24 protein-coding genes and 1 pseudogene are annotated in these 22,678 nt (G+C 71.4%); 17 read left to right on the forward strand and 8 right to left on the reverse strand.

The annotated features are described in order from the left end of the window. The first annotated feature begins 55 nt into the window (after positions 1 to 55). From rsmD to mutM, 7 genes are all read left to right on the forward strand, one after another. Positions 56 to 643 carry a 16S rRNA (guanine(966)-N(2))-methyltransferase RsmD gene (gene rsmD, locus ABT026_RS04550; protein ID WP_351112067.1) on the forward strand — a complete coding sequence of 196 codons (588 nt, stop codon included), beginning with the start codon at positions 56 to 58 and terminating at the stop codon, positions 641 to 643. Then, a complete protein-coding gene (coaD, locus tag ABT026_RS04555) occupies positions 640 to 1,149 on the forward strand; it encodes a pantetheine-phosphate adenylyltransferase (RefSeq protein WP_351112069.1) in 510 nt (169 codons plus the stop codon). The genes rsmD and coaD overlap by 4 nt, the downstream gene beginning before the upstream one ends. 121 nt (positions 1,150 to 1,270) lie before the next feature. Continuing rightward, entirely contained in the window at positions 1,271 to 2,428 is a 1,158-nt protein-coding gene (locus ABT026_RS04560) for a F0F1 ATP synthase subunit B family protein (RefSeq protein WP_351112071.1), read from the forward strand. Positions 2,429 to 2,558: 130 nt separating this feature from the next. Next, positions 2,559 to 3,212 (forward strand): YceD family protein, encoded by a 654-nt coding sequence (locus ABT026_RS04565; protein WP_351112073.1) that lies wholly within the window; start codon positions 2,559 to 2,561, stop codon positions 3,210 to 3,212. 2 nt (positions 3,213 to 3,214) lie between these two features. Next, on the forward strand, positions 3,215 to 3,388 hold the full coding sequence (gene rpmF / locus ABT026_RS04570) for a 50S ribosomal protein L32 (protein WP_052859918.1): 174 nt from the start codon (positions 3,215 to 3,217) through the stop codon (positions 3,386 to 3,388). Between the two features lie 19 nt (positions 3,389 to 3,407). Next, positions 3,408 to 4,265 carry a ribonuclease III gene (gene rnc / locus ABT026_RS04575; protein ID WP_351112075.1) on the forward strand — a complete coding sequence of 286 codons (858 nt, stop codon included), beginning with the start codon at positions 3,408 to 3,410 and terminating at the stop codon, positions 4,263 to 4,265. Between the two features lie 135 nt (positions 4,266 to 4,400). Then, positions 4,401 to 5,258, forward strand: a complete 858-nt coding sequence (gene mutM / locus ABT026_RS04580; protein ID WP_351112077.1) for a bifunctional DNA-formamidopyrimidine glycosylase/DNA-(apurinic or apyrimidinic site) lyase — start codon at positions 4,401 to 4,403, stop codon at positions 5,256 to 5,258. 420 nt (positions 5,259 to 5,678) lie between these two features. On the opposite strand, the pseudogene ABT026_RS04585 reads toward mutM, so the two are convergent. Beyond that, a pseudogene (locus ABT026_RS04585) lies at positions 5,679 to 6,110 on the reverse strand (VOC family protein); the annotation flags it as partial. Here ABT026_RS04585 and ABT026_RS04590 point away from each other — a divergent pair. Continuing rightward, complete coding sequence (locus ABT026_RS04590; RefSeq protein ID WP_351112079.1) at positions 6,095 to 6,520, forward strand: DUF6924 domain-containing protein; 426 nt, start codon at positions 6,095 to 6,097, stop codon at positions 6,518 to 6,520. The pseudogene ABT026_RS04585 and the gene ABT026_RS04590 sit on opposite strands and share 16 nt — an antisense overlap. 47 nt (positions 6,521 to 6,567) lie before the next feature. Further along, on the forward strand, positions 6,568 to 6,942 hold the full coding sequence (locus ABT026_RS04595) for a hypothetical protein (protein ID WP_351112081.1): 375 nt from the start codon (positions 6,568 to 6,570) through the stop codon (positions 6,940 to 6,942). On the opposite strand, the gene ABT026_RS04600 is transcribed toward ABT026_RS04595, so the two are convergent. The 5 genes from ABT026_RS04600 to ABT026_RS04620 all read right to left on the reverse strand — a co-directional run bounded on the left by ABT026_RS04600 (position 6,932) and on the right by ABT026_RS04620 (position 10,606). After that, positions 6,932 to 7,138 carry a hypothetical protein gene (locus ABT026_RS04600; protein ID WP_351112083.1) on the reverse strand — a complete coding sequence of 69 codons (207 nt, stop codon included), beginning with the start codon at positions 7,136 to 7,138 and terminating at the stop codon, positions 6,932 to 6,934. The two genes, ABT026_RS04595 and ABT026_RS04600, sit on opposite strands and share 11 nt — an antisense overlap. 242 nt (positions 7,139 to 7,380) lie before the next feature. Next, positions 7,381 to 7,953, reverse strand: coding sequence for a hypothetical protein (locus ABT026_RS04605; RefSeq protein ID WP_351112085.1), 573 nt, complete (start codon positions 7,951 to 7,953; stop codon positions 7,381 to 7,383). A 106-nt stretch (positions 7,954 to 8,059) separates the two neighbouring features. Then, positions 8,060 to 8,395 carry a hypothetical protein gene (locus ABT026_RS04610; RefSeq protein WP_351112087.1) on the reverse strand — a complete coding sequence of 112 codons (336 nt, stop codon included), beginning with the start codon at positions 8,393 to 8,395 and terminating at the stop codon, positions 8,060 to 8,062. Positions 8,396 to 8,852: 457 nt separating this feature from the next. Beyond that, entirely contained in the window at positions 8,853 to 10,085 is a 1,233-nt protein-coding gene (locus ABT026_RS04615; RefSeq protein ID WP_351112089.1) for an NsdA family TPR-like regulatory protein, read from the reverse strand. A gap of 155 nt (positions 10,086 to 10,240) precedes the next feature. Beyond that, a complete protein-coding gene (locus ABT026_RS04620) occupies positions 10,241 to 10,606 on the reverse strand; it encodes a GntR family transcriptional regulator (RefSeq protein ID WP_351112091.1) in 366 nt (121 codons plus the stop codon). A gap of 167 nt (positions 10,607 to 10,773) precedes the next feature. On the opposite strand from ABT026_RS04620, the gene ABT026_RS04625 reads away from it, so the two are divergent. Genes ABT026_RS04625 through ABT026_RS04640 form a run of 4 tightly spaced genes read left to right on the forward strand, consistent with a single transcriptional unit; the run spans position 10,774 to position 14,163 of the window. Beyond that, positions 10,774 to 11,304 carry a hypothetical protein gene (locus ABT026_RS04625; RefSeq protein ID WP_351112093.1) on the forward strand — a complete coding sequence of 177 codons (531 nt, stop codon included), beginning with the start codon at positions 10,774 to 10,776 and terminating at the stop codon, positions 11,302 to 11,304. Further along, positions 11,301 to 12,734 (forward strand): replication initiator protein RepSA, encoded by a 1,434-nt coding sequence (gene repSA, locus ABT026_RS04630; RefSeq protein ID WP_351112095.1) that lies wholly within the window; start codon positions 11,301 to 11,303, stop codon positions 12,732 to 12,734. Before ABT026_RS04625 ends, repSA begins: the two co-directional genes overlap by 4 nt. Continuing rightward, positions 12,731 to 12,925: a helix-turn-helix transcriptional regulator gene (locus ABT026_RS04635; protein WP_351112097.1), complete on the forward strand. Its 195-nt coding sequence runs from the start codon at positions 12,731 to 12,733 to the stop codon at positions 12,923 to 12,925. The genes repSA and ABT026_RS04635 overlap by 4 nt, the downstream gene beginning before the upstream one ends. After that, the gene (locus ABT026_RS04640; protein WP_351112099.1) at positions 12,925 to 14,163 is read left to right on the forward strand and encodes a tyrosine-type recombinase/integrase; all 1,239 of its coding nucleotides are present in this window, start codon (positions 12,925 to 12,927) and stop codon (positions 14,161 to 14,163) included. Before ABT026_RS04635 ends, ABT026_RS04640 begins: the two co-directional genes overlap by 1 nt. A gap of 20 nt (positions 14,164 to 14,183) precedes the next feature. Here ABT026_RS04640 and ABT026_RS04645 read toward each other — a convergent pair whose 3' ends face one another. Continuing rightward, positions 14,184 to 15,386 (reverse strand): CAP domain-containing protein, encoded by a 1,203-nt coding sequence (locus tag ABT026_RS04645; protein ID WP_351112101.1) that lies wholly within the window; start codon positions 15,384 to 15,386, stop codon positions 14,184 to 14,186. A gap of 142 nt (positions 15,387 to 15,528) precedes the next feature. On the opposite strand from ABT026_RS04645, the gene ABT026_RS04650 reads away from it, so the two are divergent. The 4 genes from ABT026_RS04650 (at position 15,529) to ftsY (ending at position 21,620) form a co-directional block, all read left to right on the forward strand. After that, entirely contained in the window at positions 15,529 to 15,810 is a 282-nt protein-coding gene (locus ABT026_RS04650) for an acylphosphatase (protein ID WP_351112103.1), read from the forward strand. Between the two features lie 390 nt (positions 15,811 to 16,200). Next, complete coding sequence (locus tag ABT026_RS04655; RefSeq protein WP_108954195.1) at positions 16,201 to 16,413, forward strand: hypothetical protein; 213 nt, start codon at positions 16,201 to 16,203, stop codon at positions 16,411 to 16,413. A gap of 275 nt (positions 16,414 to 16,688) precedes the next feature. Next, positions 16,689 to 20,243 carry a chromosome segregation protein SMC gene (gene smc, locus ABT026_RS04660; RefSeq protein WP_351112105.1) on the forward strand — a complete coding sequence of 1,185 codons (3,555 nt, stop codon included), beginning with the start codon at positions 16,689 to 16,691 and terminating at the stop codon, positions 20,241 to 20,243. A 171-nt stretch (positions 20,244 to 20,414) separates the two neighbouring features. Next, the gene (ftsY, locus tag ABT026_RS04665; RefSeq protein WP_351112107.1) at positions 20,415 to 21,620 is read left to right on the forward strand and encodes a signal recognition particle-docking protein FtsY; all 1,206 of its coding nucleotides are present in this window, start codon (positions 20,415 to 20,417) and stop codon (positions 21,618 to 21,620) included. 109 nt (positions 21,621 to 21,729) lie between these two features. Here the strand turns inward: ftsY and ABT026_RS04670 are convergent, their stop codons facing one another. Beyond that, the gene (locus ABT026_RS04670; RefSeq protein WP_351112109.1) at positions 21,730 to 22,419 is read right to left on the reverse strand and encodes a bifunctional DNA primase/polymerase; all 690 of its coding nucleotides are present in this window, start codon (positions 22,417 to 22,419) and stop codon (positions 21,730 to 21,732) included. Positions 22,420 to 22,678 lie beyond the last annotated feature (259 nt).

Consider the following 22,678-nt stretch of genomic DNA (forward strand, 5'->3'; position numbering starts at 1 on the left):
CTGGGGACCGATCGTCACATCCACCGTCGGACCGCGAAGAGGACCTGAGCAGCAGATGAGCCGCGTGATCGCCGGGACCGCGGGAGGGCGCCGGCTGGCCGTCCCCCCGGGCAACGGCACCCGTCCCACCTCCGAGCGGGCGCGTGAGGGCCTGCTGTCCACCTGGGAGGCGCTGCTCGGCGGCCCCCTGGAGGGCGAGCGCGTCCTCGACCTGTACGCCGGTTCCGGTGCGGTCGGCCTGGAGGCGCTCAGTCGCGGCGCCGCGCACGCGCTGCTGGTGGAGGCCGACAACCGGGCCGCCCGCACGGTGCGGGAGAACGTCCGCTCGCTCGGCCTGCCCGGCGCCGAGGTCCGCAACGCCAAGGCCGAGCAGGTGATCCAGGGACCGCCGCCGGGCGCCCCCTACGACCTCGTCTTCCTCGACCCGCCGTACGTGGTCACCGACGACGATCTCCGGGAGATTCTCCTCACACTCCGCTCCGGAGGCTGGCTCGCCGACGAGGCGCTCGTCACCGTGGAGCGCAGCACCAGAGGCGGCGAATTCAGCTGGCCGCACGGTTTCGAACCGTTGAGGTCCCGCCGTTACGGAGAAGGCACCTTTTGGTACGGTCACGCCGCCTCCACCAGCGAGGACGCGCCATGACCGGACCGGAGAGCGAGGGATCCCACGTGCGCCGCGCCGTTTGTCCCGGGTCGTTCGACCCCATCACCAACGGACACCTCGACATCATCGCCCGGGCCTCCCGTCTGTACGACGAGGTCTACGTGGCCGTGATGATCAACCAGAACAAGTCGGGCCTGTTCACCGTCGACGAGCGGATGGAGCTGATCCGCGAGGTGACCTCGGACTGCCCCAACGTGATCGTCGAGTCCCACCACGGCCTGCTGGTCGACTTCTGCAAGCAGCGCGACATCCCCGCCATCGTCAAGGGACTGCGCGCGGTCAGCGACTTCGACTACGAGCTGCAGATGGCCCAGATGAACAACGGCCTCTCCGGGGTGGAGACGCTCTTCGTCCCGACCAACCCCACGTACAGCTTCCTGTCCTCCTCGCTGGTCAAGGAGGTCGCGGCCTGGGGCGGCGACGTCGCCCACCTGGTGCCGCCGACCGTCCTGACGGCGCTGGCCGGGCGGCTGCGCGGGAACTGATCCGCGCGGCGCCGACGCGCCGGGGACGCAGCGACGTCCCGCCCATCGTGCCGGACGGGCGACGGTCGCCGTACAGTCGTCCCGTCCGTCTCCAACCAGCTGTAGAGAGTGGCGAGTCCAGGTGGACGTGCAGAACAAGCTCGACGAGATCGTCGGCATGGTGTCAGGTGCCAGGTCGATGCCGATGTCGGCCTCGTGCGTGGTCAACCGCGCCGAACTCCTCGCCCTGCTGGAAGAGGTCAGGGACGCCCTGCCCGGCTCCCTGGCCCAGGCCCAGGAGCTGATCGGCGGCCGCGAGACGATGGTCCAGCAGGCCCGCGAGGAGGCCGACCGGATCGTCGAGGGCGCGCACGCCGAGCGCGCCTCCCTCATCTCCGGCACCGAGATCCACCACCAGGCCCAGCAGGAGGCCGACCGCATCCTCACCGAGGCGCGCGCCGAGGCCGAGGAGATCCGGGCCGAGGCCGACGACTACGTCGACTCCAAGCTCGCCAACTTCGAGGTCGTCCTGACCAAGACCCTGGGCTCGGTGGGCCGCGGCCGCGAGAAGCTGCTCGGCACCGGCCCCGGCGTGGACGAGAACGGCTACGAGGACGAGGACGCCCCCGAGCGCAGCCACGACCCCGAGACGCTGCGCCGCGACGCCGACAGCTACGTCGACCTCAAGCTGGGCGCCTTCGAGGCGGTGCTCGCCAAGACGCTGGAGGCGGTCGGCCGCGGCCGCGACAAGCTGCAGGGCCGGATCGCCTCCGACGCGCTGGCCGACCTGCCGCTGGGCGAGGACGGCATGCCGCTCCACGAGAGCGACGAGGACTTCCTGGCGGGCCTCGCGGACGCCGCCCAGGCCCCGGAGCGGCGCCCCGAGCGGCCGCAGCCGCAGCTCCCGCAGCAGGTGCGGCACCAGCCGCAGTACGACCAGCAGTCGCCCTACGAGCAGCAGCCGCAGCCGCAGTACGACCAGCAGGGGTACGAGCAGCAGGCGGCCCAGGACCCCTACGGCTACCAGCAGCCCCAGCCGGCCGCGGCCTCCTACGGCTACGACCAGCAGGGCGGGCACTCGCAGGGCTACGGCTACGACTACCAGCAGTCGGACCCGTACGCCGCCTACGGCCAGCAGCCGCAGCAGGCCCAGCAGCAGCCGCAGCAGGGCTACGACCAGGGCTACGGCTACCAGGCGCCCGCCCCGGAGGGCCGCGCGCTGGACGAGACCAGCTTCTTCGACACCGGCATGATCACCCCCGAGCAGCTGCGGGCCTACGAGCAGGGCCGCGGACAGTAGTCGTCCGCGACGGAGCGTAGGATCGAGGGGGGCCGGTTGGGTGCCGGTCGAAACGTCCAGTATCCTGGCTCTTCGGTCGTGCCCTCTGGGCGCGATTCCCCCCTCTTCACCTCGCAGATCTAAGGCTGGAATGGCTCAGAACGCCCGCCTCGACCACCGTGACCCTCTCGTGTTCGACACGCATGAGCTGGGGCGGCGGCCCGGTGCGCTGCGGCGCCTGACCAGGACGGTCGACGCGCCCCGGGACCTCGGCATCGCCGACGTCATCGGTGTGCCGGAGGGCAGGCCGCTGGAGCTCCAGCTCCGGCTGGAGTCGGTCCTGGAGGGCGTCCTCGTCACGGGGACCGCCCGTGCGAAGGCCGAGGGGGAGTGCGTAAGGTGTCTGGAGCCGCTCGAGCGTCAGCTCGTGGCGGACTTCCAGGAGATGTTCTCGTACCCTGACGCCGACGACCGGGGCCGCCCCAAGGCGGACGCCGGCGACGACGCCGAGGACGACGAGGACACTCTGTATCTCGAGGACGGCATGTTCGACCTCGAGCCCGTGCTGCGTGACGCGGTGGTACTCGCACTGCCGATGCAGCCGGTGTGCCAGGAAGACTGCCCTGGTCTGTGCCCCGAGTGCGGGGTGCGGCTGGCGGACGACCCGGACCACCACCATGACGCCGTCGACATCCGTTGGGCGGCACTGCAGGGACTCGCAGGTTCACTCGAACCCGGCGAGAAGGACGAGATGAGCGGCGGCGCGCCTCAGTCAGCACGCGCCGACGAGAAGCAGGAGAAGTAGCCGTGGCTGTTCCGAAGCGGAAGATGTCGCGCAGCAACACGCGTCACCGCCGGTCGCAGTGGAAGGCTGCGGTCCCCACCCTGGTGTCGTGCGAGCGCTGCCACGAGCCCAAGCAGCAGCACATCGCGTGCCCGTCTTGCGGCACGTACAACAAGCGCCAGGTCCTCGAGGTCTGAGCGGCTGGTGAGAGGCTCCATGTCCAACGCCAAGAAGGCGGACACGGCCTCGTCCCACACGCTTCTGGAAGGGCGGCTCGGGTACAAGCTCGAGTCCGCCCTTCTGGTGCGTGCACTGACCCACCGTTCCTACGCGTACGAGAACGGCGGTCTGCCCACCAACGAGCGGCTGGAGTTCCTCGGGGACTCCGTGCTCGGCCTGGTGGTCACGGACACGCTGTACCGGGTCCACCCCGACCTCCCGGAGGGCCAGCTGGCCAAGCTCCGGGCCGCGGTGGTCAACTCGCGTGCGCTGGCCGAGGTGAGCCGTGGGCTCGACCTCGGTTCCTTCATCCGGCTGGGCCGCGGTGAAGAGGGCACGGGCGGCCGGGACAAGGCATCCATCCTGGCCGACACCCTTGAAGCGGTGATCGGCGCGGTCTATCTCGACCAGGGTCTGGACGCGGCGGCGGAGCTGGTGCACCGCCTCTTCGACCCGCTGATCGAGAAGTCCTCGAACCTGGGCGCCGGCCTGGACTGGAAGACCAGTCTCCAGGAGCTCACCGCGACCGAGGGGCTCGGCGTTCCCGAGTACCTGGTCACGGAGACCGGGCCCGACCACGAGAAGACCTTCACTGCTGCCGCCCGCGTCGGAGGCGTCTCGTACGGCACCGGCACCGGCCGCAGCAAGAAGGAAGCGGAGCAGCAGGCCGCGGAGTCCGCCTGGCGGGCCATCCGGGCCGCCGCGGACGAGCGCGCCACGGCGGAGGCCGCCGAGGCCGCCGCCGCGACCGCCTCCTTGGGCGACGCCTCGGACGGAGCCTCCCAGGAGGCCCCCGAAGAAGCCGCCGCACCGCGCGACGGCGGGACGACGGACGCCGAGCAGGCGTCCGCCTGATCCGCGTCCGTCCGGTCCGGCCGTGCCCCTGGGCGCGGTCCGGTCCGGTCCGTCGCAGCATGTTCGTGAGCGCCCGTCCCCGACCGACCGGGGGCGGGCGCTCGCCCACTCCCACGGGGAAGACGGAGAGCCGCCATGCCCGAACTGCCCGAGGTCGAGGTCGTCCGGCGCGGCCTGGAACGCTGGGTCGCCCACCGCACCGTCGACGCCGTCGAGGTGCTGCACCCGCGTGCCGTGCGCCGGCACCTGGCGGGCGGGGAGGACTTCGCCCGCCGGCTGGCCGGTCACCGGATCGGCGTGCCGAGCCGTCGCGGCAAGTACATGTGGCTCCCGCTGGAGGACGCCGGCCAGGCCGTCCTCGCCCACCTCGGCATGAGCGGGCAGCTCCTGGTCCAGCCGCACGCCGCCCCGGACGAGAAGCACCTGCGCATCCGCGTCCGCTTCGACGACGCCCTGGCCACCGAGCTCCGTTTCGTCGACCAGCGCACCTTCGGCGGGCTCTCGCTGCACCCCACCGACGCCGAGGGGCTGCCCGACGTGATCGCGCACATCGCGCGCGACCCGCTGGACCCGCTCTTCGACGACGAGGCGTTCCACCAGGCACTGCGCCGGCGCCGCACCACCGTCAAGCGGGCGCTGCTGGACCAGTCGCTGATCAGCGGCGTCGGCAACATCTACGCCGACGAGGCGCTGTGGCGCGCCCGCGTGCACTACGAACGCCCCACGGCCGGTTTCACCCGCCCCCGCACGGCCGAACTGCTCCAGCACGTGCGTGACGTGATGACCGAGGCCCTGGATGAGGGCGGCACCAGCTTCGACAGCCTCTACGTCAACGTGAACGGCGAGTCCGGGTACTTCGACCGCTCGCTCGACGCGTACGGGCGTGAGGGTCTGCCGTGCCGCCGGTGCGGCACCCCGATGCGGCGCCGCCCGTGGATGAACAGGTCCAGTTACTTCTGCCCCCGCTGCCAGAGGCCGCCCCGCGCGGCGTGAGGGCCCGCAGCCTCTGTTGTGCCCCTGACGTGAATGACTGCGCCGTCGCGCCTCGCGATCGGCGGTAACCGGGGCGGAGGAGGGGGCGACGTTCGAGGCGGTGCCGGCGCCGGCGCCCGTGGAGGACAGCGGTCTCGGCAGTCTCCTCGCCCTCCCCCGGGTGGCGGCGGGCGTCGCGGGCACCGTCCACTTCCCCCACGCCGACGGGCGGAGGCAGGCCCCCTCGCGTTGGCGGAGTTCCGGCGCCTCGCGTGGAGCGAGGGCGGCTACGGCCGCCACGCGGCCCGGCGCGGCTGAAGTTCCGGCGCGCCAGTCCTGGCGCTCCGCCGCGCCCGGTCCGGTCGGGAGCGTCTCGCTGACGAAGACGCAGAACGGGTGGCCGTCCGGGTCGCGGTAGACGCGGAAGGACTCCTCGTCGTCCTCGTCGGGCTCCTCGCGGTCGTCCAGCAGGCTGCCGCCGAGGGCCAGGACCCGTTCGTGCTGGACGTGCAGCTCCGCCCGCGACGCCACGCACAGATCGAGGTGCATCTGCTGCGGCACCGGGCCGTCCGGCCAGGTCGGCGCGTTAAGGCGCTCGACCTGCTGGACGGCGAGCTGGGGCAGGCCCTCCGGTGTCCTCGGCACCAGCCAGTCAGCACCGCGTTCGTCGGGCTCGCCCCGCGGGGGCGGCTCGTCGCCCGCCCGGTAGAGGAGACCCAGCAGCGAGCGGTAGAACTCCGCCAGCCGACGGGCGTCCCCGCTGTCCAGCACCGTCTGCACCAGCCGGATGCCGCCCTGCCCGGTCACAGGTCTTCCCCTCCGTTCGACGAATCCCCGCAGATGACAGGATGGCAGGCATGCCTCTGCCCGCACCGGACGACCTCGCCTCGACGGTCCTGCGCGGCGACTTCGCCGACGACGCCGCCTGGGCGGCGGTGCGCGCGGCGATCGACGCCGCGGACGGCCACGGGCACGCCACCTACGTCAGCGATCCCCGCTTCACCGACGTGTCCGTGCCGGACCTGATCGACGAGGAGTCGGCCGCCGACGAGGACGACAGGCTCACCTACGTGTTCCTCGCCGACGTGACCACCCTGACCGACCCGTCGTTCCCGCTGCTCGCCGTCGACCTCCACGACGAACCCGGCCGCACGTTCCGGGTCCCGGCCCGGTGGTACCCCGAGGTGTCCGCCAACCTCAGCATCGCCAACGCGGACTTCGCGGATTTCGCCGACGCGGCGGACGACGCCGGCTGGTTCCGCGGCTGGGGCGACGCCGATTGATCACGCAAGGAGTGCTGGTCACCGGTCGGTGCGGGGAGTGCGGAGGCGTGACGACCATCGACGTGGGCCAGTTCTTCCACGGTGGCAGGATGCGCTGGGGCACCGAGGGGCGATGCGCGGACTGCCCGAACGGGTGGTGCGACGAGGACAGCGGTCCCGTCGCGCCCGAGCACATCCGACAAGCCCTGCTGCGGGCCCACGGGCCCGCGCTGCTCCGCCTGTCCGGAGATGCGCCGAGCCTGGTCCCGGTGCTCCAGGCACTCCGGGACGCGAGGGACCTGTCCCTCGCCGAAGCACGTGCACAGGCCACGCGTCTCGCCGCCGACGGGCTCCTCGGCACGCTCGTCGAGATGGAGGTTCTGGCGCTGTTCCTCCGCGGACGCGGCGTCGAGGTGACCGTCGCACCGGCCTCTACCGCGTGAGGGTCATGACGACGTACGCCATCCCGCCGAAGAGCGCGGCCAAGGCGACACCGAGGACGACGACCACCGCGGCCGTGACGGCGCCGACCAGTCCCGAGACCCCCGCGATCGCGGCCCAGCCCGCCCGCGTGACCCGCTCCGACCGCTCCACGACGCCCTCGGAGTCGCTGTCGTCGTACCAGTCCTGATCGTCCACGGCACCCCCTGGGCCACTCTCCTGGCGGCAGATCGCACCCCGCGCCGGAGCCCGGGGGAAGCGAAACGGCGCCGGGCGTCGAGCTCGTAAGCCCGACGCCCGGCGCCGTCACCGTTCAGCTCGCCGGGTTCCGCAGCCCCCGGCGGTCGTCTCAGTAGCCGAAGAAGTGATGGGTCGGGGCTCCGGCCTGTGGTTGTGTAGTCGACCATCGCTGCGACCTGCGACTTAACTGTCGATGGTTGTCAGCGTTGGTTATCGTTGCGCACCCTCTGACGGCCCCGAGACGGCCCAGGCATGCGTGCTCTGGGGACGTCAGTCAGGGAGTCGAGTGCTGTGACAACGTGCTGGCTTCTGGCCTTGCTCAGTAGTGTGATCGCTTCATCGACACCCTTGGGGTCCCACTTACGGCGCATTGCCTTGCCGCTCTCATGCACTGCGATCAGCTCTCCAAGTGCCTCGATCACGTCGCGCACCTTGTCGATGCCCTCGAAGTCAGGGAGGGCGGCTAGCTCGATCCGAGCGCGCCCGAGAGGGTCGAGGATGGCGAACACGTAGGGTTCTCGCGCGCCAAAGTCGGTGATGTCTATGTCGTCCGACCGGACTATGTAGCGATTCGCAGCGTCGGCTGCCTGAATCAGATTGTCCAGCGCGGTTGCGAATCGAGCCACATTGAGTTTGACCGCCTCAAACTTGGCTTCCCACTTGATGCGGTCTCGCGCTACACCCTGCTGAGTCCACCGAGTCACTACGCCCACAATGAGGGCAGCCGCGCCCGTGAAGAGCGGCGCTACTACGCCGATCGAAGACAGATCCATGGCGGGAATGATGCGCTGGTGCAGGCGATTGGTTCCTTGTTGCACGAAGACTGTCCGTCAGCAGTTGTCAGCGTTGGTCGTCGCTGTGCTCCCTCAGACGGTCCGGTTAGAGGCGGCGCGCCAGCCTTTTGTGCTGCTCGTGTGCCCCAGGCGGCATCGGCATGCCGATCCGACTCATCAGCATCGCCTTCGTAGCGAGCGCCAGCGCATCACCGAGAGCGGATTTCTCTTCGATGAGGATGACCCAGTCCCGCTCGTCGGTTGGCAGCGTCCCTGGCAAGGTCAAGATCCCGCGGTTCCGCAGCTCTCTGGTCATCTGCTTGCAGAGGGCCGCACCGAGCCGATCGCGGTACGGAGCCAACTGCTGCTTGATGGTCACCATGGAGAAGCGCTTGACGCCTCCGTCCAGCTTGACCGCACCCACGATCTCCGCGTATCCCATGACACCGCAGGTTACTGAGGTAGTAACTCAATTGTCCGCAGAGTTGCTATGAGTTGGCGGATCTGGTAATGGAGCCTGCTGGCGCATGGTGAGGTTGGCGGAGCGGCTTTGGGCTGGAGCTGCTTTGGGGCGAGTGATCATGGCCCCGTAAGCTGATGGCGAGTCGGGCAGTCAGTTGACCTGCCCGTAAAGCACGACGGTGGGGCCATGATCTTCGAGGCTCGCCCCAAAGTGGCTGCCTAAAGCCGTGGAGCCGACCGCCCCAGCCCCAGAGGGTTTCACCATCCCTCGCCCCCGCAGTCGCCGGCGCGCCGCCGGGCGGGGCCGCCGCTGGCGAAGACAGGGCGGTGGCCCCGCCGACAAGGCGGCGCGCGCCCGCGCCGTGCGCGGGTGCTTGATGAGGTAGAGAAACCTGTAACGGCTCTAGCTGGATGAGGTAGAGAAACCTGTAACGGCTCTAGCTGGCGCGGCTGAGTGCGGTCAAGTGATCGAGGTACTCACGGCCAGTTGGTTCGGCTGCAAAGTCCCGATTGACGATGGCCGCAAGCTCGCGGCTGACCATGAGCAGGGACGGCAGAGACTGCCGATCGCCCTTCAGTGCCCACTCGCCGTAATTCACTGCCTGGTCCAAGTCACCCTGCCGCGCGGCGACCACGCCGAGAGTGATCCTCGCCTCTGCCATGCGCATGGGTGATCGCTCTGACCCGTCGAAGTCGGTGCCCGATCGGATCACCTCGTGGGCCAGGTTCTCGGCGAACCGGTCTTCTCCGAGCAGCCGGTAGCAGTCCATGGCATAGAAATCGAACTTCGCTGGGTCCACCACGAAGTGGTGATCCAGGTTCTCGGGGTACGGCATCCCTTCCAGTAGCTTTCGCCCTCGGTCCAGCGCCACTTCCGTCTGTCGCCGGTCTCCCAGCCTGGCCCATCCCTTCGCCTCCTGGGCTGCAAGTTGTACGGCCACGCCGTGCGAGGGAGCTGCCTCCGTACCGGCCTGCGAAGCGGCAAGGATGCCCCGGTAATCGCCTGTGGTCAGCGCGAACCAAGCACGCATCTCGTGGGCCCAGCCGGAGATCTCTGCGTTCCCGGCCTCACGGGCTAAAGACAGGGCCGCCTTCCGGGTGCTCTCTGCTGCGGCCCGATCGCCCATGTCGTACTCGACGCATCCGATCAGAAGCGCCAGCCATCCGGACAGGGTGAGGATCTCGCGGTGTTGGGAGAGCGTGAGCCGCTGGGACTGGAGTCCGGCCACGCGCTTGAGCCACTGCCTGCCCTCGGCGGCGAGCTGAGCGCCTGGAAGGTACGGGTACTCGGAGCACAGCCGATCAGTCGTGATCCGCAGCGCCTCGAGCGTGGCGCTGTCGACGTCAGAGGCCTGCAACCTGCTGATGATGTCCAACGTTTCCATACCGCTGACGGCAGTGATCTCGGCGTTCCCGTCACGCTGCCCGGCCACGGGGAAGATCGCATGCGTGACCGTGCCGAAGGTGGCAGCGATGATGGGTTGGTAGAAGTCGCTCGGCATGACCTCGCCCGACTCCCAGCGCTTCCACTGCCGCACCATGCTGGGGCCCTCAGGCAAGGGCTTCGGTGCATGCGCCCGAAGCGCGGCCACCACTTCGGCCTGTGACCATTGCCGCGCTTCGCGCTCAGAGGAAAGCCGTCGTGCCCATGCCGGCCGGTCGTCACTCATGTGCTGCCCTCCCGTCGGGTGCCTGCCTTTGAGTCTGGCATTCAGAGAGCTGGTGACACGGGGGGTGACAGGGGGTTGGCACCCAGGCTGTCACCTGCTGACACCACGCATGTCCCTAGTGCCCACATGGCCCGCGGCACATGGTGGATCACCAGTCAGGAACTGCTTGGGGACTGGGCGTTCTTCTCCAACTCAGCCACCCGAGCGGCAAGTTGCCGAATCTCGGATTGGATGGCGTTGATCTCATCGCGGTTAACCGGCCCGCCGGCATCCTGCCGGACCTCGCCACCAGTCGGCGGGGACTGCACGAAGTACCCCCGATTCGGAACCGGAACGATCGCGCCTTCATCTGCGAGGACCTTAAGCGCGTTCCCCGCCGTCACCGTGGTGACCTTGAACCGGTCGGCCAGCTCGCGCAAGGAAGCGAGTCTGTGCCCCGCGGGCAGCCCTGCGATCTCTTCGCGCAGCGCGTCGGCGATCTGCACCTTCTTGGGCCTGGGGTCGTGGGCTTCAACGGTCATGTGCCGAGAGTACCGACGGCAACGACATAGCACAGCCTATGGCGCACTACCTCTTGTGATCTAGTCTGCTATATAGCACTCTATGTCAATGGCCGTTCTCCGGAGGGCGGCGCCCTACCGCCAAGCAGTCCGCCGCCCTCCTTCGTCCCACGAAGGGAAGTTCCATCATGCCCGCAATGCTGAGCGCTCCGCAGGTCGCCCCGGTCGCCGGGTTAGTCGAGGGCCTGTCTAACGGAGAACGTGCGGTCGCCCTCTACGCCTCGGACATGCCCACCTCGTACTCCTACAAGCGGGATGATGACGTCCAGCTCGGCGCCTGGATTGCTGAGGGTGCTCTGCGCGTGGGCCTGCCCGAACTTCACCGTTCCGCGGCCTTCCTCTACAGCTTCCAGGCGCTGGAACTGGCGGGGACGGCCACCAGGGACCAGCAGCGCGCGCATAAGGCTCGGTTCCCGAGTGCTGCCCGGCTGCGCAGGGCGTCGTCTCTGGCGTCGCTCACGGTGGGCATGTTCCGGGTGAGTGACGCGGCCATCGAGCGCAGCAACCGCCCTCAGGTTGAGGGGGCCTGCCGGTGCGCCGGTACGGGCTGGTTCGAGGTCTGCTTCGACCCTGACGAGCCGACGTCGGTCGCCCTGGAGAGCTGCGCTGCGCACAACCCCAACGGGCACATGCCGACCCCGGTGCGGGTGTTCGCATGACGGCCCGCTTCCCCGTCCCTCCGGAGGCCGTGGCCGGTGTCGCGGCCTCCATGGGCACCGACCCCCTCACCCTGGCCGACCTGCTGCGGGTGGCGAACACTGCGGGCTTCGACCGCTGGCAGGAACAGATCCGCCGCACCGGCGGCTGCGCCAACCCCATCCACCTGACGGGCTCGACGGTCACCCGCGACGCCCGCACCGGAGACGTCCTCTACTCCTACAGCACGCAGGACGAACCTGGTGGCCGCCTTCGGGTCGCCTGCGGCAACAGGCGGGCCTCCCGCTGCCCTGCCTGCGCCTGGACCTACGCCGGGGACACCTACCACCTGATCCGGGCCGGGATCACCGGAGACGAACGCAAGAACGTGTCTGCGGAGGTGCGGGAGCATCCGCGGGTCTTCGCCACCCTCACCGCGCCCTCGTTCGGTCCGGTGCACAACCGGCCCGACTCCGGCCGCTGCCGTTGTGGTGCTGCTCATGCCGAGGGCGATCCGCTCCTCGGCACGGCCCTCGACCCGGGCCGGTACGACTACGCGTCGGCGGTGCTGTGGAACAACCACGCCGGGGACCTGTGGCGGCGCTTCACCATCTACCTGCGCCGCGAGGTCGCCCGCCTCGCCGGCATCACCCAGGCGGAGCTGCGGGAGCTGTGCCGGGTCTCCTTCGGCAAGGTCGCTGAGTTTCAAAAGCGCGGAGCGGTGCACTTCCATGCGGTCGTTCGCCTCGACGGTCCGGGTGGTCCCGACTCACCTCCGCCGGCATGGGCGACGGTCGCCCTCCTCGATGCCGCGATCCGCGCCGCCGCGGCCCGCGTCGTGGTCCTGGTCCCCGCCGCCGACGACCAGCCCGCCCGCACCCTCCGGTGGGGCTCGCAGGTGGACGTGCAGCCCATCGGCGCACTCGGCCGGGAGGAACTGACCGAGGAAGCCGTCGCCTCCTACGTCGCCAAGTACGCCACCAAAGCCGCTGAGACCACCGGCACGGTCGACCGCCGCATCGGAGAGCTGGCCGAGCTGGACAAGCTCCCCGGCCTGCCGCTCCACACGCGGCGGCTGATCGAAGCGTGCTGGGCGCTAGATGGTGTCTACCCGGAACGGCTGCTTGCCCGCTGGGCTCACATGCTCGGCTTCCGCGGCCACTTCTCCACCAAGTCCCGCCGCTACTCCACCACCCTCGGCGCCCTGCGTCAGACCCGCGCCGACTACCGCGCCCGCCAGGAACGCCGCGAACGCGGCCTGCCCGAACCCGGCGACGACTCGGAGGGCTCCACGCTCGTCCTCGCCCACTGGACCTACGCCGGGCAGGGCCACACCCCCGGTGAGTCCTGGCTCGCCGCCTCCATCGCCCGCGAGATCCGCACCAACCGCGAAACCGCACGCCAAGCACTCGCAGACCTGACCGCACAAGACGACTGGGAGGTGTGCGCATGAAGCGTCCGCTTCCCCCGCGCTACCTGACACCGACAGACCTCGCCGAGCTGGTGGGCGTTCCCCTGGAGACGGTCTACCAGTGGCGCCGCAAGGGCACCGGTCCCCGCGGCTTCCGCGTCGGCCGGCATCTCCGCTTCGATCCCGAAGACGTGCGCCTCTGGGTGGCGTCCCTCATGGAGGAGGCCGCCTGATGGCCGGGCACATCCAGGACCGCTGGTACAAGACCGAGACCGGAGCGGACGGCAAGTCCAGCAGGATCAAGACCGATCGCTTCGGCGTCGGCCTGCGCTATCGCGCTCGGTACATCGGTCCCGACGGCACCGAGAAGTCCAAGAGCTTCCCGGACAAGCAGAAGCGACGGGCTGAGTCGTGGTTGGCCAACGTCGAAGCGGACATGTCGCGCGGCGACTACATCGCGCCCGAAGCAGGCAAGGTCACGTTCGAGCAGTACGCCACCAAGTGGATGCAGACGCAGACGACCGACCCGGCTACGCGGGAATCAGTGGAGATGCGGCTTCGCCGCCATGCGATTCCGCACATCGGCAAGCGGCCCATGAGCTCCTTCACCCCGTCCCACGTTCGTCTTTGGATGCGGACCCTGGAAGGAACGGGGTTGTCCGCCGCCTACCGCCGGGGGATCTTCGCCCACGTCTCGACGGTTTTCACAGCTGCGGTGGAGGACCGTGTCATCAGGACCAATCCGTGCGGCGCCCGGTCTGTCAAAGCTCCTCGGATCGATCCCCGGCGGGTCAAGCCCTGGCCTATCGAGCGGGTGAAAGCCGTCCGATCGGCGCTTCCTGAACGCTATCGGGCACTGGTGGACCCGGCCGCGGGCTGCGGGTTGCGCCAGGGGGAAGTCTTCGGCCTGGCCGTCGAGGACGTCGACTTCCTCGGTGGCGTCGTGCACGTGGTTCGGCAGGTCAAGCTACTGCGGAACCAGCCGGTCTTCGCGCCTCCGAAGGGCGGCAAGGAGAGGGATGTGCCGCTGCCCGAGTCGATCGCCGTCGCGTTGGCCGGCCACCTGACCCGCTTCCCGGCCGCCGAGGTGACGTTGCCCTGGAGGACGCTCGACGGCCCGCCGGTCACGGCAACGCTCGTCTTCCGAAGTCCAGAAGGACTACCCCTGAACCGCAATCGATTCAACGACCGGCAGTGGCGTCCGGCTCTGCGCGCGGCCGGCGTGCCCACGGGACGGGACAACGGGATGCACGCGCTGCGGCACTTCTACGCGTCCGTGCTCCTGGACGCGGGGGAGAGCATCAAGGCACTCAGCGAGTACCTCGGTCATCACGACCCCGGCTTCACCCTGCGCACCTACACGCACCTGATGCCGTCCAGCGAAGCGCGTACCCGGGCCGCTGTGGACGCGGCCTTTGAGGACCGAAGCGCTACGGATGACGGCCCGGAGACGGCCCAGGAGAACCTATAGGTTTCTGACCTGCAGTTTTCTCAGTAGCCGAAGTCCTGGGTCCACCAGGGGCCGCCGGAGGCGAAGTGGACGCCGACGCCGAGGGTCTTGAAGTCGCAGTTCAGTATGTTCGCCCGGTGGCCCTCGCTGTTCATCCAGGCGTCCATCACCGCCGCCGCGTCCGCCTGGCCGCGGGCTATGTTCTCGCCGCCCAGGTTGTCGACGCCGGCCGCCGCCGCGCGGTCCCACGGCGTGGCGCCGCTGGGGTCGGTGTGGTCGAAGAAGTCCTGCTCGGCCATGGCCCGGCTGAAGTCGTCGGCCAGGTCGGTGAGCCCGCTGTCGGCCTTGACCGGGCTGCACCCGGCGGAGGCCCGCTCCTGGTTGACCAGTTGCAGGACCCGCGCCCGGGCGGAGTCCTCCTGCGAGAGGTCCGCGCTGCCGCCGGACGCCGGCTTGCGGGGCTCGGCCGTCTTGGTGGTGGGCGCCGGCTTCTCGGGTTCGGTGGTCTTCTCGGCGGTGGGCTCAGGAGAGGGCTCGGCCTTCTCCTTCTTCTCCTTCGAGGCGGAGGGGGACGCGGTCGGCGTGGGCTTCGCCGAACCGGTGCCGGCCCCGCCGGAGGAGGCGCCCGGGTCGACCCGGCCGCCCGCACCGCCCTGCTGGGTCTCGGCGTTGTCCGGGCCGTCGAACGCGCGGATCGCGCCGTCGCCGCCCAGCCGGTAGGTGTCCAGGCCCGGCACCATGCCCGTGGCGGCCGCGACCACACCGATCGCCAGCGCCGCGGAGACGCCCAGCAGCCCGGTGCGCACGGGGTGACGGGTTCGCCGCCCCTTCGACCGGTGGCCCGAGGGGCTCGCGGGGCCCGAGGGAGCGGGGCGCTGCGCGGGCACCGCGGCGGTCGGGGCGTCCTGGCGGGCGCCGGTCGGGACCGCGGACTCCTCCGTGCCGAACAGGTAGGCGTGGCTGCGGGCGTAGGGGTCCCCGCCCGCCGAGCCGCCGCGGCCACGGTGCCGGCCGTAACCGTCGTGGCCGCCGTCGTACCCCTGAGGCCCGTCGTACCCCTGGGGCCCGTCGTAGCCGTAGGGGCTGTTGGAACCCTGGGGGTAGGAGCCGTAGGAGTCGTGCGTCGTCCGGTACTGCTGCTCGTGGCCCTGCTGGGGCCCGGCGGCGTCCGGGGCGGCGCCGGTGGCGCGGGGGGTGCCGTCGCTGCCCTTGCGGCCGGCGGCGGAGCGTCGGTGGCGTCCCATTCCTCTGCTGGCCTTTCTCGGGCTGCGGTCCACGCGACTCACTCGTACGGGTGAGTTTCGCTGCGGTCGAGGGGGGACGCTACCGCATCGCTCCGGGGGGTGTGGGCGTCCGGTGAGACTTTTGCTCGGTTAGCGTGCACATATGAACGACGATGCGCGACTGGTCGCCTGGGTCCGCGGCAAGGTACAGCGGGTGGGCTTCCGCTGGTTCACACGCGCGAAGGCGCTGGAGCTCGGCGGACTGAGTGGTTTTGCTCTCAATCTCCAGGACGGACGGGTGCAGGTCGTCGCCGAAGGCCGCCGCGCGGAATGCGAGCGGTTGCTGGAGTGGCTCATGGGGGAGGACACGCCGGGTCGCGTGGACGGCGTGACCGAGATCTGGGACACACCTCGCGGCGGCTACACCGGCTTCGAGATCCGCTGAACGGGGCCCTCCGCGCCGCCGCGGCCGCTGTCCGGGAGGCACGCGGGCGTGGCCCGGAAGCGGAAAAGTCCAGGTGACCGCCGCGAAAGGGTTGTCACGGCGGCCCGCACACGCCAGGATGATCGGCACGCCCCCGGGCCCCGAAGGAGACGCCGCGCGAAGTCGTCAGCGCAGAGCGCCCCGGGGACACCGTCGATACGGGGCGTGATCGTGTTGACCGTCAAACTTTTTGGTGAGACTCTGAAAGCCCCGCGCACCCTAGCTGTTTGGCATGAGGAAACAGCGGCATGAAGTCACCGGTCTGATACCGCAGTGTCGGGCATCAGGGTGCGATTCCCTCACGACCCACCACCGCTTCGGTCGGTCACTCAGTGTGGAGGACCATCCATCATGGCAAAGGCGCTTCTCGGTTACGTCGGCGGCTCCGACCCGCGACTCCTCGCCGAGATGCGACGGCTGCAGCAGCGCGTCCAGGACCTGGAATCCGAGCTGGTACGGATCCAGGCGGAGAAGGACGCTCTCGCGGCTGCCGCTTCTCGCGACCGGATGTTGGAAAGCATGGAGAGCATCGACGCACACCAGGCGGAGCCCGCGCTCACCTGATCCGGCTCGTCGGCGGGCCGCCGCAGCGCCCGCACCTCGCCGGTGCCTCAAGGGACGCCTTCGGCGTCCCTTTCGCCTTCACCGCTTCCTGCGGCCCTCCCCGCCGCTGCCGCCGTGTGTCCGGGGCCTGCCCCGGACCGTGCCGGCCCCACCCCGCCGCGATCCTGTAGCTCTGATCTGCCCGCCGCCCCACCGTGCGAAACCGGGCCGCGCGAAACCGGATCGTGCCGCCGGCTCGTGGAGTGCGGGAGGAGCGGCCGGTAGAGTCCCCCGGCGTGCACCTCAAGGCCCTGACCCTCCGCGGCTTCAAGTCGTTCGCATCCGCGACCACGCTCCGGTTCGAGCCGGGCATCACCTGCGTCGTCGGCCCGAACGGCTCCGGCAAGTCCAACGTCGTGGACGCGCTGACCTGGGTCATGGGCGAGCACAGCGCAAAGTCGCTGCGCGGCGGCAAGATGGAGGACGTCATCTTCGCCGGGACCACCGGTCGCCCTCCCCTCGGGCGCGCCGAAGTCTCGCTGACCATCGACAACTCCGACGGCGCCCTGCCCATCGAGTACGCCGAGGTCACCATCACGCGGATCATGTTCCGTAACGGCGGCAGCGAGTACCAGATCAACGGCGACACCTGCCGCCTGCTTGACATCCAGGAACTCCTCTCCGACTCCGGCATCGGCCGCGAGATGCACGTCATCGTCGGCCAGGGTCAGCTCGACTCCGTCCTGCACGCCGACCCGATGGGCCGCCGCGCCTTCATCGAGGAGGCGGCCGGCGTCCTCAAGCACCGCAAGCGCAAGGAGAAGGCGCTGCGCAAACTGGACGCCATGCAGGCCAACCTGGCCCGCGTCCAGGACCTCACCGACGAACTGCGCCGTCAGCTCAAGCCACTGGGCCGGCAGGCCGCCGTGGCGCGCAGGGCCGCCGTCATCCAGGCCGACCTGCGCGACGCCCGGCTGCGTCTGCTCGCCGACGACCTGGTGGGGCTGCGCGAGGCCCTGAGCGCCGAGGTCGCCGACGAGGCCGCGCTCAAGGAGCGCAAGGAGGCCACCGAGGAGGAGCTGCGCAAGGCGCTCCGCCGCGAGGCTCTTCTGGAGGACGAGGTCCGCCGCCTCACACCGCGCCTGCAGCGCGCCCAGCAGACCTGGTACGAGCTCTCCCAGCTCGCCGAACGCGTCCGCGGCACCGTCTCGCTGGCCGACGCCCGGGTGAAGAGCGCCACCGCCGCACCCGTCGAGGAGCGCCGCGGCCGCGACCCCGAGGACATGGAGCGCGAGGCCGCCCGCATCCGCGAGCAGGAGGCCGAACTCGAGGCGGCCCTGGAGGCCGCCGAGCGGGCCCTGGAGGACACCGTCGCCCACCGCGAGGAGCTGGAACGCTCCCTCGCCGCCGAGGAACGCCGCCTCAAGGACGTCGCCCGCGCCATCGCCGACCGCCGCGAGGGCCTGGCCCGGCTCAGCGGCCAGGTGGGCGCCGCCCGCTCCCGGGCCGCCGCCGCCCAGGCCGAGATCGACCGCCTCACCTCCTCACGGGACGAGGCCCGGGCCCGCGCCGTCGCCGCCCAGGAGGAGTACGAGGAGCTGAAGGCCGAGGTCGACGGCCTCGACGCGGAGGACACCGAACTCGCCGAACGGCACGACGAGGCGAAGGGCGCCCTCGCCGAGGCCGACGCCGCCCTGACCGCCGCCCGCGAGGCCCTCACCCGCGCCGAACGCGAGAGCGCCGCCACCCGGGCCCGGCACGACGCCCTCGCCCTCGGCCTGCGCCGCAAGGACGGCACCGGCGCCCTCCTCGACGCCCGGGACACCCTCACCGGGGTCCTCGGCCCCGCCGCCGGCCTCCTCACCGTCGCCCCCGGACACGAGGCGGCCCTCGCCGCGGCCTTCGGCGCCGCCGCCGACGCCGTGGCGGCCGACTCGCCCGCCGCGGCCGCCGAGGCCCTGCGGCTGTTGCGCAAGCAGGACGCCGGCCGCGCCGCCCTGCTGCTCACCGGAGCCGCCGACGAGCCGGACCCGGCCCCGTGCCACGAGCGGTGGCCGCACGCCGCAGACCTGGTCAGCGGCCCCGACCAGCTGATGCCCGCCGTCCGCCGGCTGCTGCGCGGGGTCGTGGTGGTGGACACCCTCGACGACGCCGAGGACCTCGTCCGCTCCCGCCCCGACCTCACCGCCGTCACCACCGAGGGCGACCTGCTCGGCGCCCACTACGCGCACGGCGGCTCGGCCGCCGCGCCCAGCCTGCTGGAGGTCCAGGCCTCCGTCGACGAGGCCGCCGCCCTGCTCGAGGAACTGGAGGCGCGCTGCCGGGAGCTCGCCGTGACCCAGCGGCTGGCCGCCGAACGCCGGACCGGGTGCGCCGCTTTGGTGGAGGAACTGGGCGAACGCCGCCGGGCCGCCGACCGCGAGAAGTCCGGCGTCTCCCAGCAGCTCGGCCGCCTGGCCGGCCAGGCCCGGGGCGCCGCCGGAGAGGCCGAGCGCGCCGCCGCCGCCACCGCCCGCGCCCAGGAGGCGCTGGAGAAGGCGCTCACCGACGTGGAGGAACTGGCCGAGCGGCTCGCTGTCGCCGAGGAGATGCCGGTCGACGAGGACCCCGACACCTCCGCCCGCGACCGGCTCGCCGCCGACGGCGCCAACGCCCGGCAGACCGAGATGGAGGCCCGGCTCCAGCTGCGCACCCACGAGGAGCGGGTCAAGGCCCTGGCCGGCCGCGCCGACTCGCTGGACCGCGCCGCCCGCGCCGAACGCGAGGCCCGGGTCCGCGCCGAACGCCGCAAGGCCCGGCTGCGCCACGAGGCCGCCGTCGCCTCGGCGGTCGCCTCCGGCGCACGGCAGCTGCTCGCCCACGTCGAGGTGTCGCTGGAGCGCGCAGACCGGGAACGCACCGCGGCCGACGCCGCCCGCACGCGTCAGGAACGCGAGCTCGCCGCCGCCCGCACGGCGGGCCGCGACCTCAAGGGGGAGCTGGACAAGCTCACCGACTCCGTCCACCGCGGCGAGGTGCTCGGCGCCGAGAAGCGGCTGCGGATCGAGCAGCTGGAGACCAAGGCGCTGGAGGAGCTGGGCGTCGAGCCCGAGGCGCTGGTCGCCGAGTACGGTCCCGCCCAGCCCGTCCCGCCGTCCCCGCCCGCCGAGGGCGAGGAGCTGCCCGAGGACCCCGAGCACCCCCGCAACCGTCCCCGGCCGTTCGTCCGCGCCGAGCAGGAGAAGCGGCTGCGGGCCGCCGAGCGCGCCTACCAGCAGCTCGGCAAGGTCAACCCGCTCGCGCTGGAGGAGTTCGCCGCGCTGGAGGAGCGCCACCAGTTCCTCAGCGAGCAGCTGGAGGACCTGAAGAAGACCCGCGCCGACCTGCTCCAGGTGATCAAGGAGGTCGACGAGCGGGTCGAGCAGGTCTTCACCGAGGCCTACCGGGACACCGCCCGCGAGTTCGAGGGCGTCTTCGGCCGGCTCTTCCCCGGCGGCGAGGGCCGGCTGATCCTCACCGACCCGGACAACATGCTGACCACCGGCGTGGAGGTCGAGGCCCGGCCGCCGGGCAAGAAGGTCAAGCGGCTCAGCCTGCTCTCCGGCGGCGAGCGCTCGCTGACCGCCGTGGCGCTGCTGGTCTCCATCTTCAAGGCGCGGCCGAGCCCGTTCTACGTGATGGACGAGGTCGAGGCCGCCCTCGACGACACCAACCTCCAGCGGCTGATCCGGATCATGCAGGAGCTCCAGGAGTCCTCCCAGCTGATCGTGATCACCCACCAGAAGCGCACCATGGAGGTCGCCGACGCGCTGTACGGCGTGTCCATGCAGGGCGACGGCGTGTCCAAGGTGATCAGCCAGCGACTGCGCTGACGGCGACGACCGGTCGGCGACGACCCGGCCGGTTCGCCCGATGAGGGAGGATCCGGGCGGGTCCGTCCCTTCGTGGGCCGGGGCGCGCGAGGCCCTGGGCCCGCCTTCTCGGGAAGAAGCCCGGCGCGCGCCCCGGGCGGCGTGCGCCCCATGGCCGATACTGGGACCGTTATGGACACCGTCATCCTTGCCGTAGTCATCGCGGTGGTGGCCCTCGTCGCCCTCGCCGGCCTCGTCGTCGGCACCCGGCGCAAGAAGCCGCCGCCCCCGCCCCCGTCCGCTCCCGACATCACCGCCCCGCCGGCCGAGCCCACGGTCGGGGAGGAGGCGGAGACCCCACGGGACGAAGGGCGCCGCACGATCGAGGAGGTCGACCTCCCCGGATCGCCCAGCGGCGCCACCCTGGTCGAAGAGGTCCCCCTGGAGCCCGCCGCCCCGGCGGTCGAGGTTCCCGAGCCCACCGCCGGCCGTCTGGTCCGGCTGCGCGCCCGCCTGTCGCGCTCGCAGAACGCGCTGGGCAAGGGCCTGCTGACCCTGCTCTCCCGCGAGCACCTCGACGAGGACACCTGGGAGGAGATCGAGGACACCCTCCTCACCGCCGACGTCGGCGTGCAGCCCACCCAGGAGCTCGTGGAGCGCCTGCGCGAGCGGGTCCGGGTGCTGGGCACCCGCACGCCGCAGGAGCTGCGCACCCTGCTCCGCGAGGAGCTGCTCCAGCTGCTGAACCCCGAGTTCGACCGTTCCGTGAAGACGGACGCGAAGGAGGGCACCCCGGGCGTGGTCATGGTCGTCGGCGTCAACGGCACCGGCAAGACCACCACCACCGGCAAGCTGGCCCGCGTGCTGATCGCCGACGGCAGGAGCGTGGTGCTGGGCGCCGCGGACACCTTCCGCGCGGCGGCCGCCGACCAGCTGCAGACCTGGGGCGAGCGGGTCGGCGCCCACACGGTGCGCGGCCCCGAGGGCGGCGACCCGGCCTCGGTCGCCTTCGACTCCGTCAAGGAGGGCATCGTCACCGGCGCCGACGTGGTGCTGATCGACACCGCCGGCCGTCTGCACACCAAGACCGGCCTGATGGACGAGCTGGGCAAGGTCAAGCGGGTCGTCGAGAAGCAGGCCCCGCTGGACGAGGTGCTGCTGGTGCTGGACGCCACCACCGGGCAGAACGGCCTGGTCCAGGCCCGGGTGTTCGCGGAGGTCGTGAACATCACCGGCATCGTGCTGACCAAGCTGGACGGCACGGCCAAGGGCGGCATCGTGGTCGCCGTCCAGCGGGAGCTGGGCGTGCCGGTCAAGCTGATCGGCCTCGGTGAGGGGGCCGACGACCTCGCGCCCTTCGAGCCGGGCGCCTTCGTCGACGCCCTGATCGGCGACTGACCCACCCGACGCAGCGCGGATCGCCAGACGCCCGCCCCGGCCATCGGCCCGGCGGGCGTCTGCCGTTCCCGAAGCGGTCAGGCGGCCGCACCGTCGCCGCGGGGGAGCGTCAGGCGCAGGGGGAGCGGTGGGCGGCGTAGGCGAGGGTGCCGAGCAGGAGGCGCGCCGCGGGCAGTCCGGCGGGGGAGTCGAGCCCCGGCTCGCGCAGCCACCGCACGGGGCCCCGGCCGCCGCGGTCCGAGGGCGGGGCCGTCACGTGGGCGCCGGCCCCGAGGGCCCGCACCACGGCGGGCCCGACGTCGTCCAGGCCCATCCGGTACAGCAGCGAGGGCAGCTCCTCGGCGGCTCCGACGGCGACGAAGAACTGGGCCCGCCCCTCGGGGGTGACCGTCACCGGCCCCACCGGCAGGCCCATCCGCTCCAGCCGCACCACGGCCAGCCGCCCGGCGGCCTCCGGCACCTCGAGCACGTCGAAGGTCCGCCCCACCGGCAGCATCACCGCGGCGCCGGGATGCTCGGACCAGGCCTCGGCCACGTCGTCCAGGGTGGACCCGGCGGGAACCTCCGGAGCGAACCCCAGCGGGTGCGCCCCCGGCGCGGGACAGCCCGCGCGCCCGCACGAACAGTCACCACCGGGCGCTGCCGCGCGCGCCCCGGGCGCCACGTCCCAGCCCCAGAGGCCGGTGAACTCGGCGACCGCGGTGCACTCGGAGGCCCGGCCCCGCCGGCGCACGCCGACGCGCGCTCCGGACCGCGTGCCGGAACGGAGATCCCGCATACCGCCGATCGTGAAGCCCATGCCCCCTCCAACGGGTCCGCCGCGTGGCTGGTTACGTGCCGGAGGTCTGTCGTGACGCTGCGTTGCGACTACCCGCCGTATCGTCCCGGCTCGCCCGGTTCGCACCGGGCGTGGAAGTGCGCAGGGTGGCGAGACCGGCTTTTCGCGCCCCCTCCGCGCATCGGGCTCCGATCCGGTTTCCCGGACAGGTTTCCGACGGCGCGGGTCAAGTGAATCGCGGGTCGCGGCCTTGAGGTTCACCCGTAGGGGTGGCGAAAGG

It is taken from the genome of Streptomyces sp. NPDC002734, assembly GCF_040295685.1.
GTDB lineage: Bacteria > Actinomycetota > Actinomycetes > Streptomycetales > Streptomycetaceae > Streptomyces.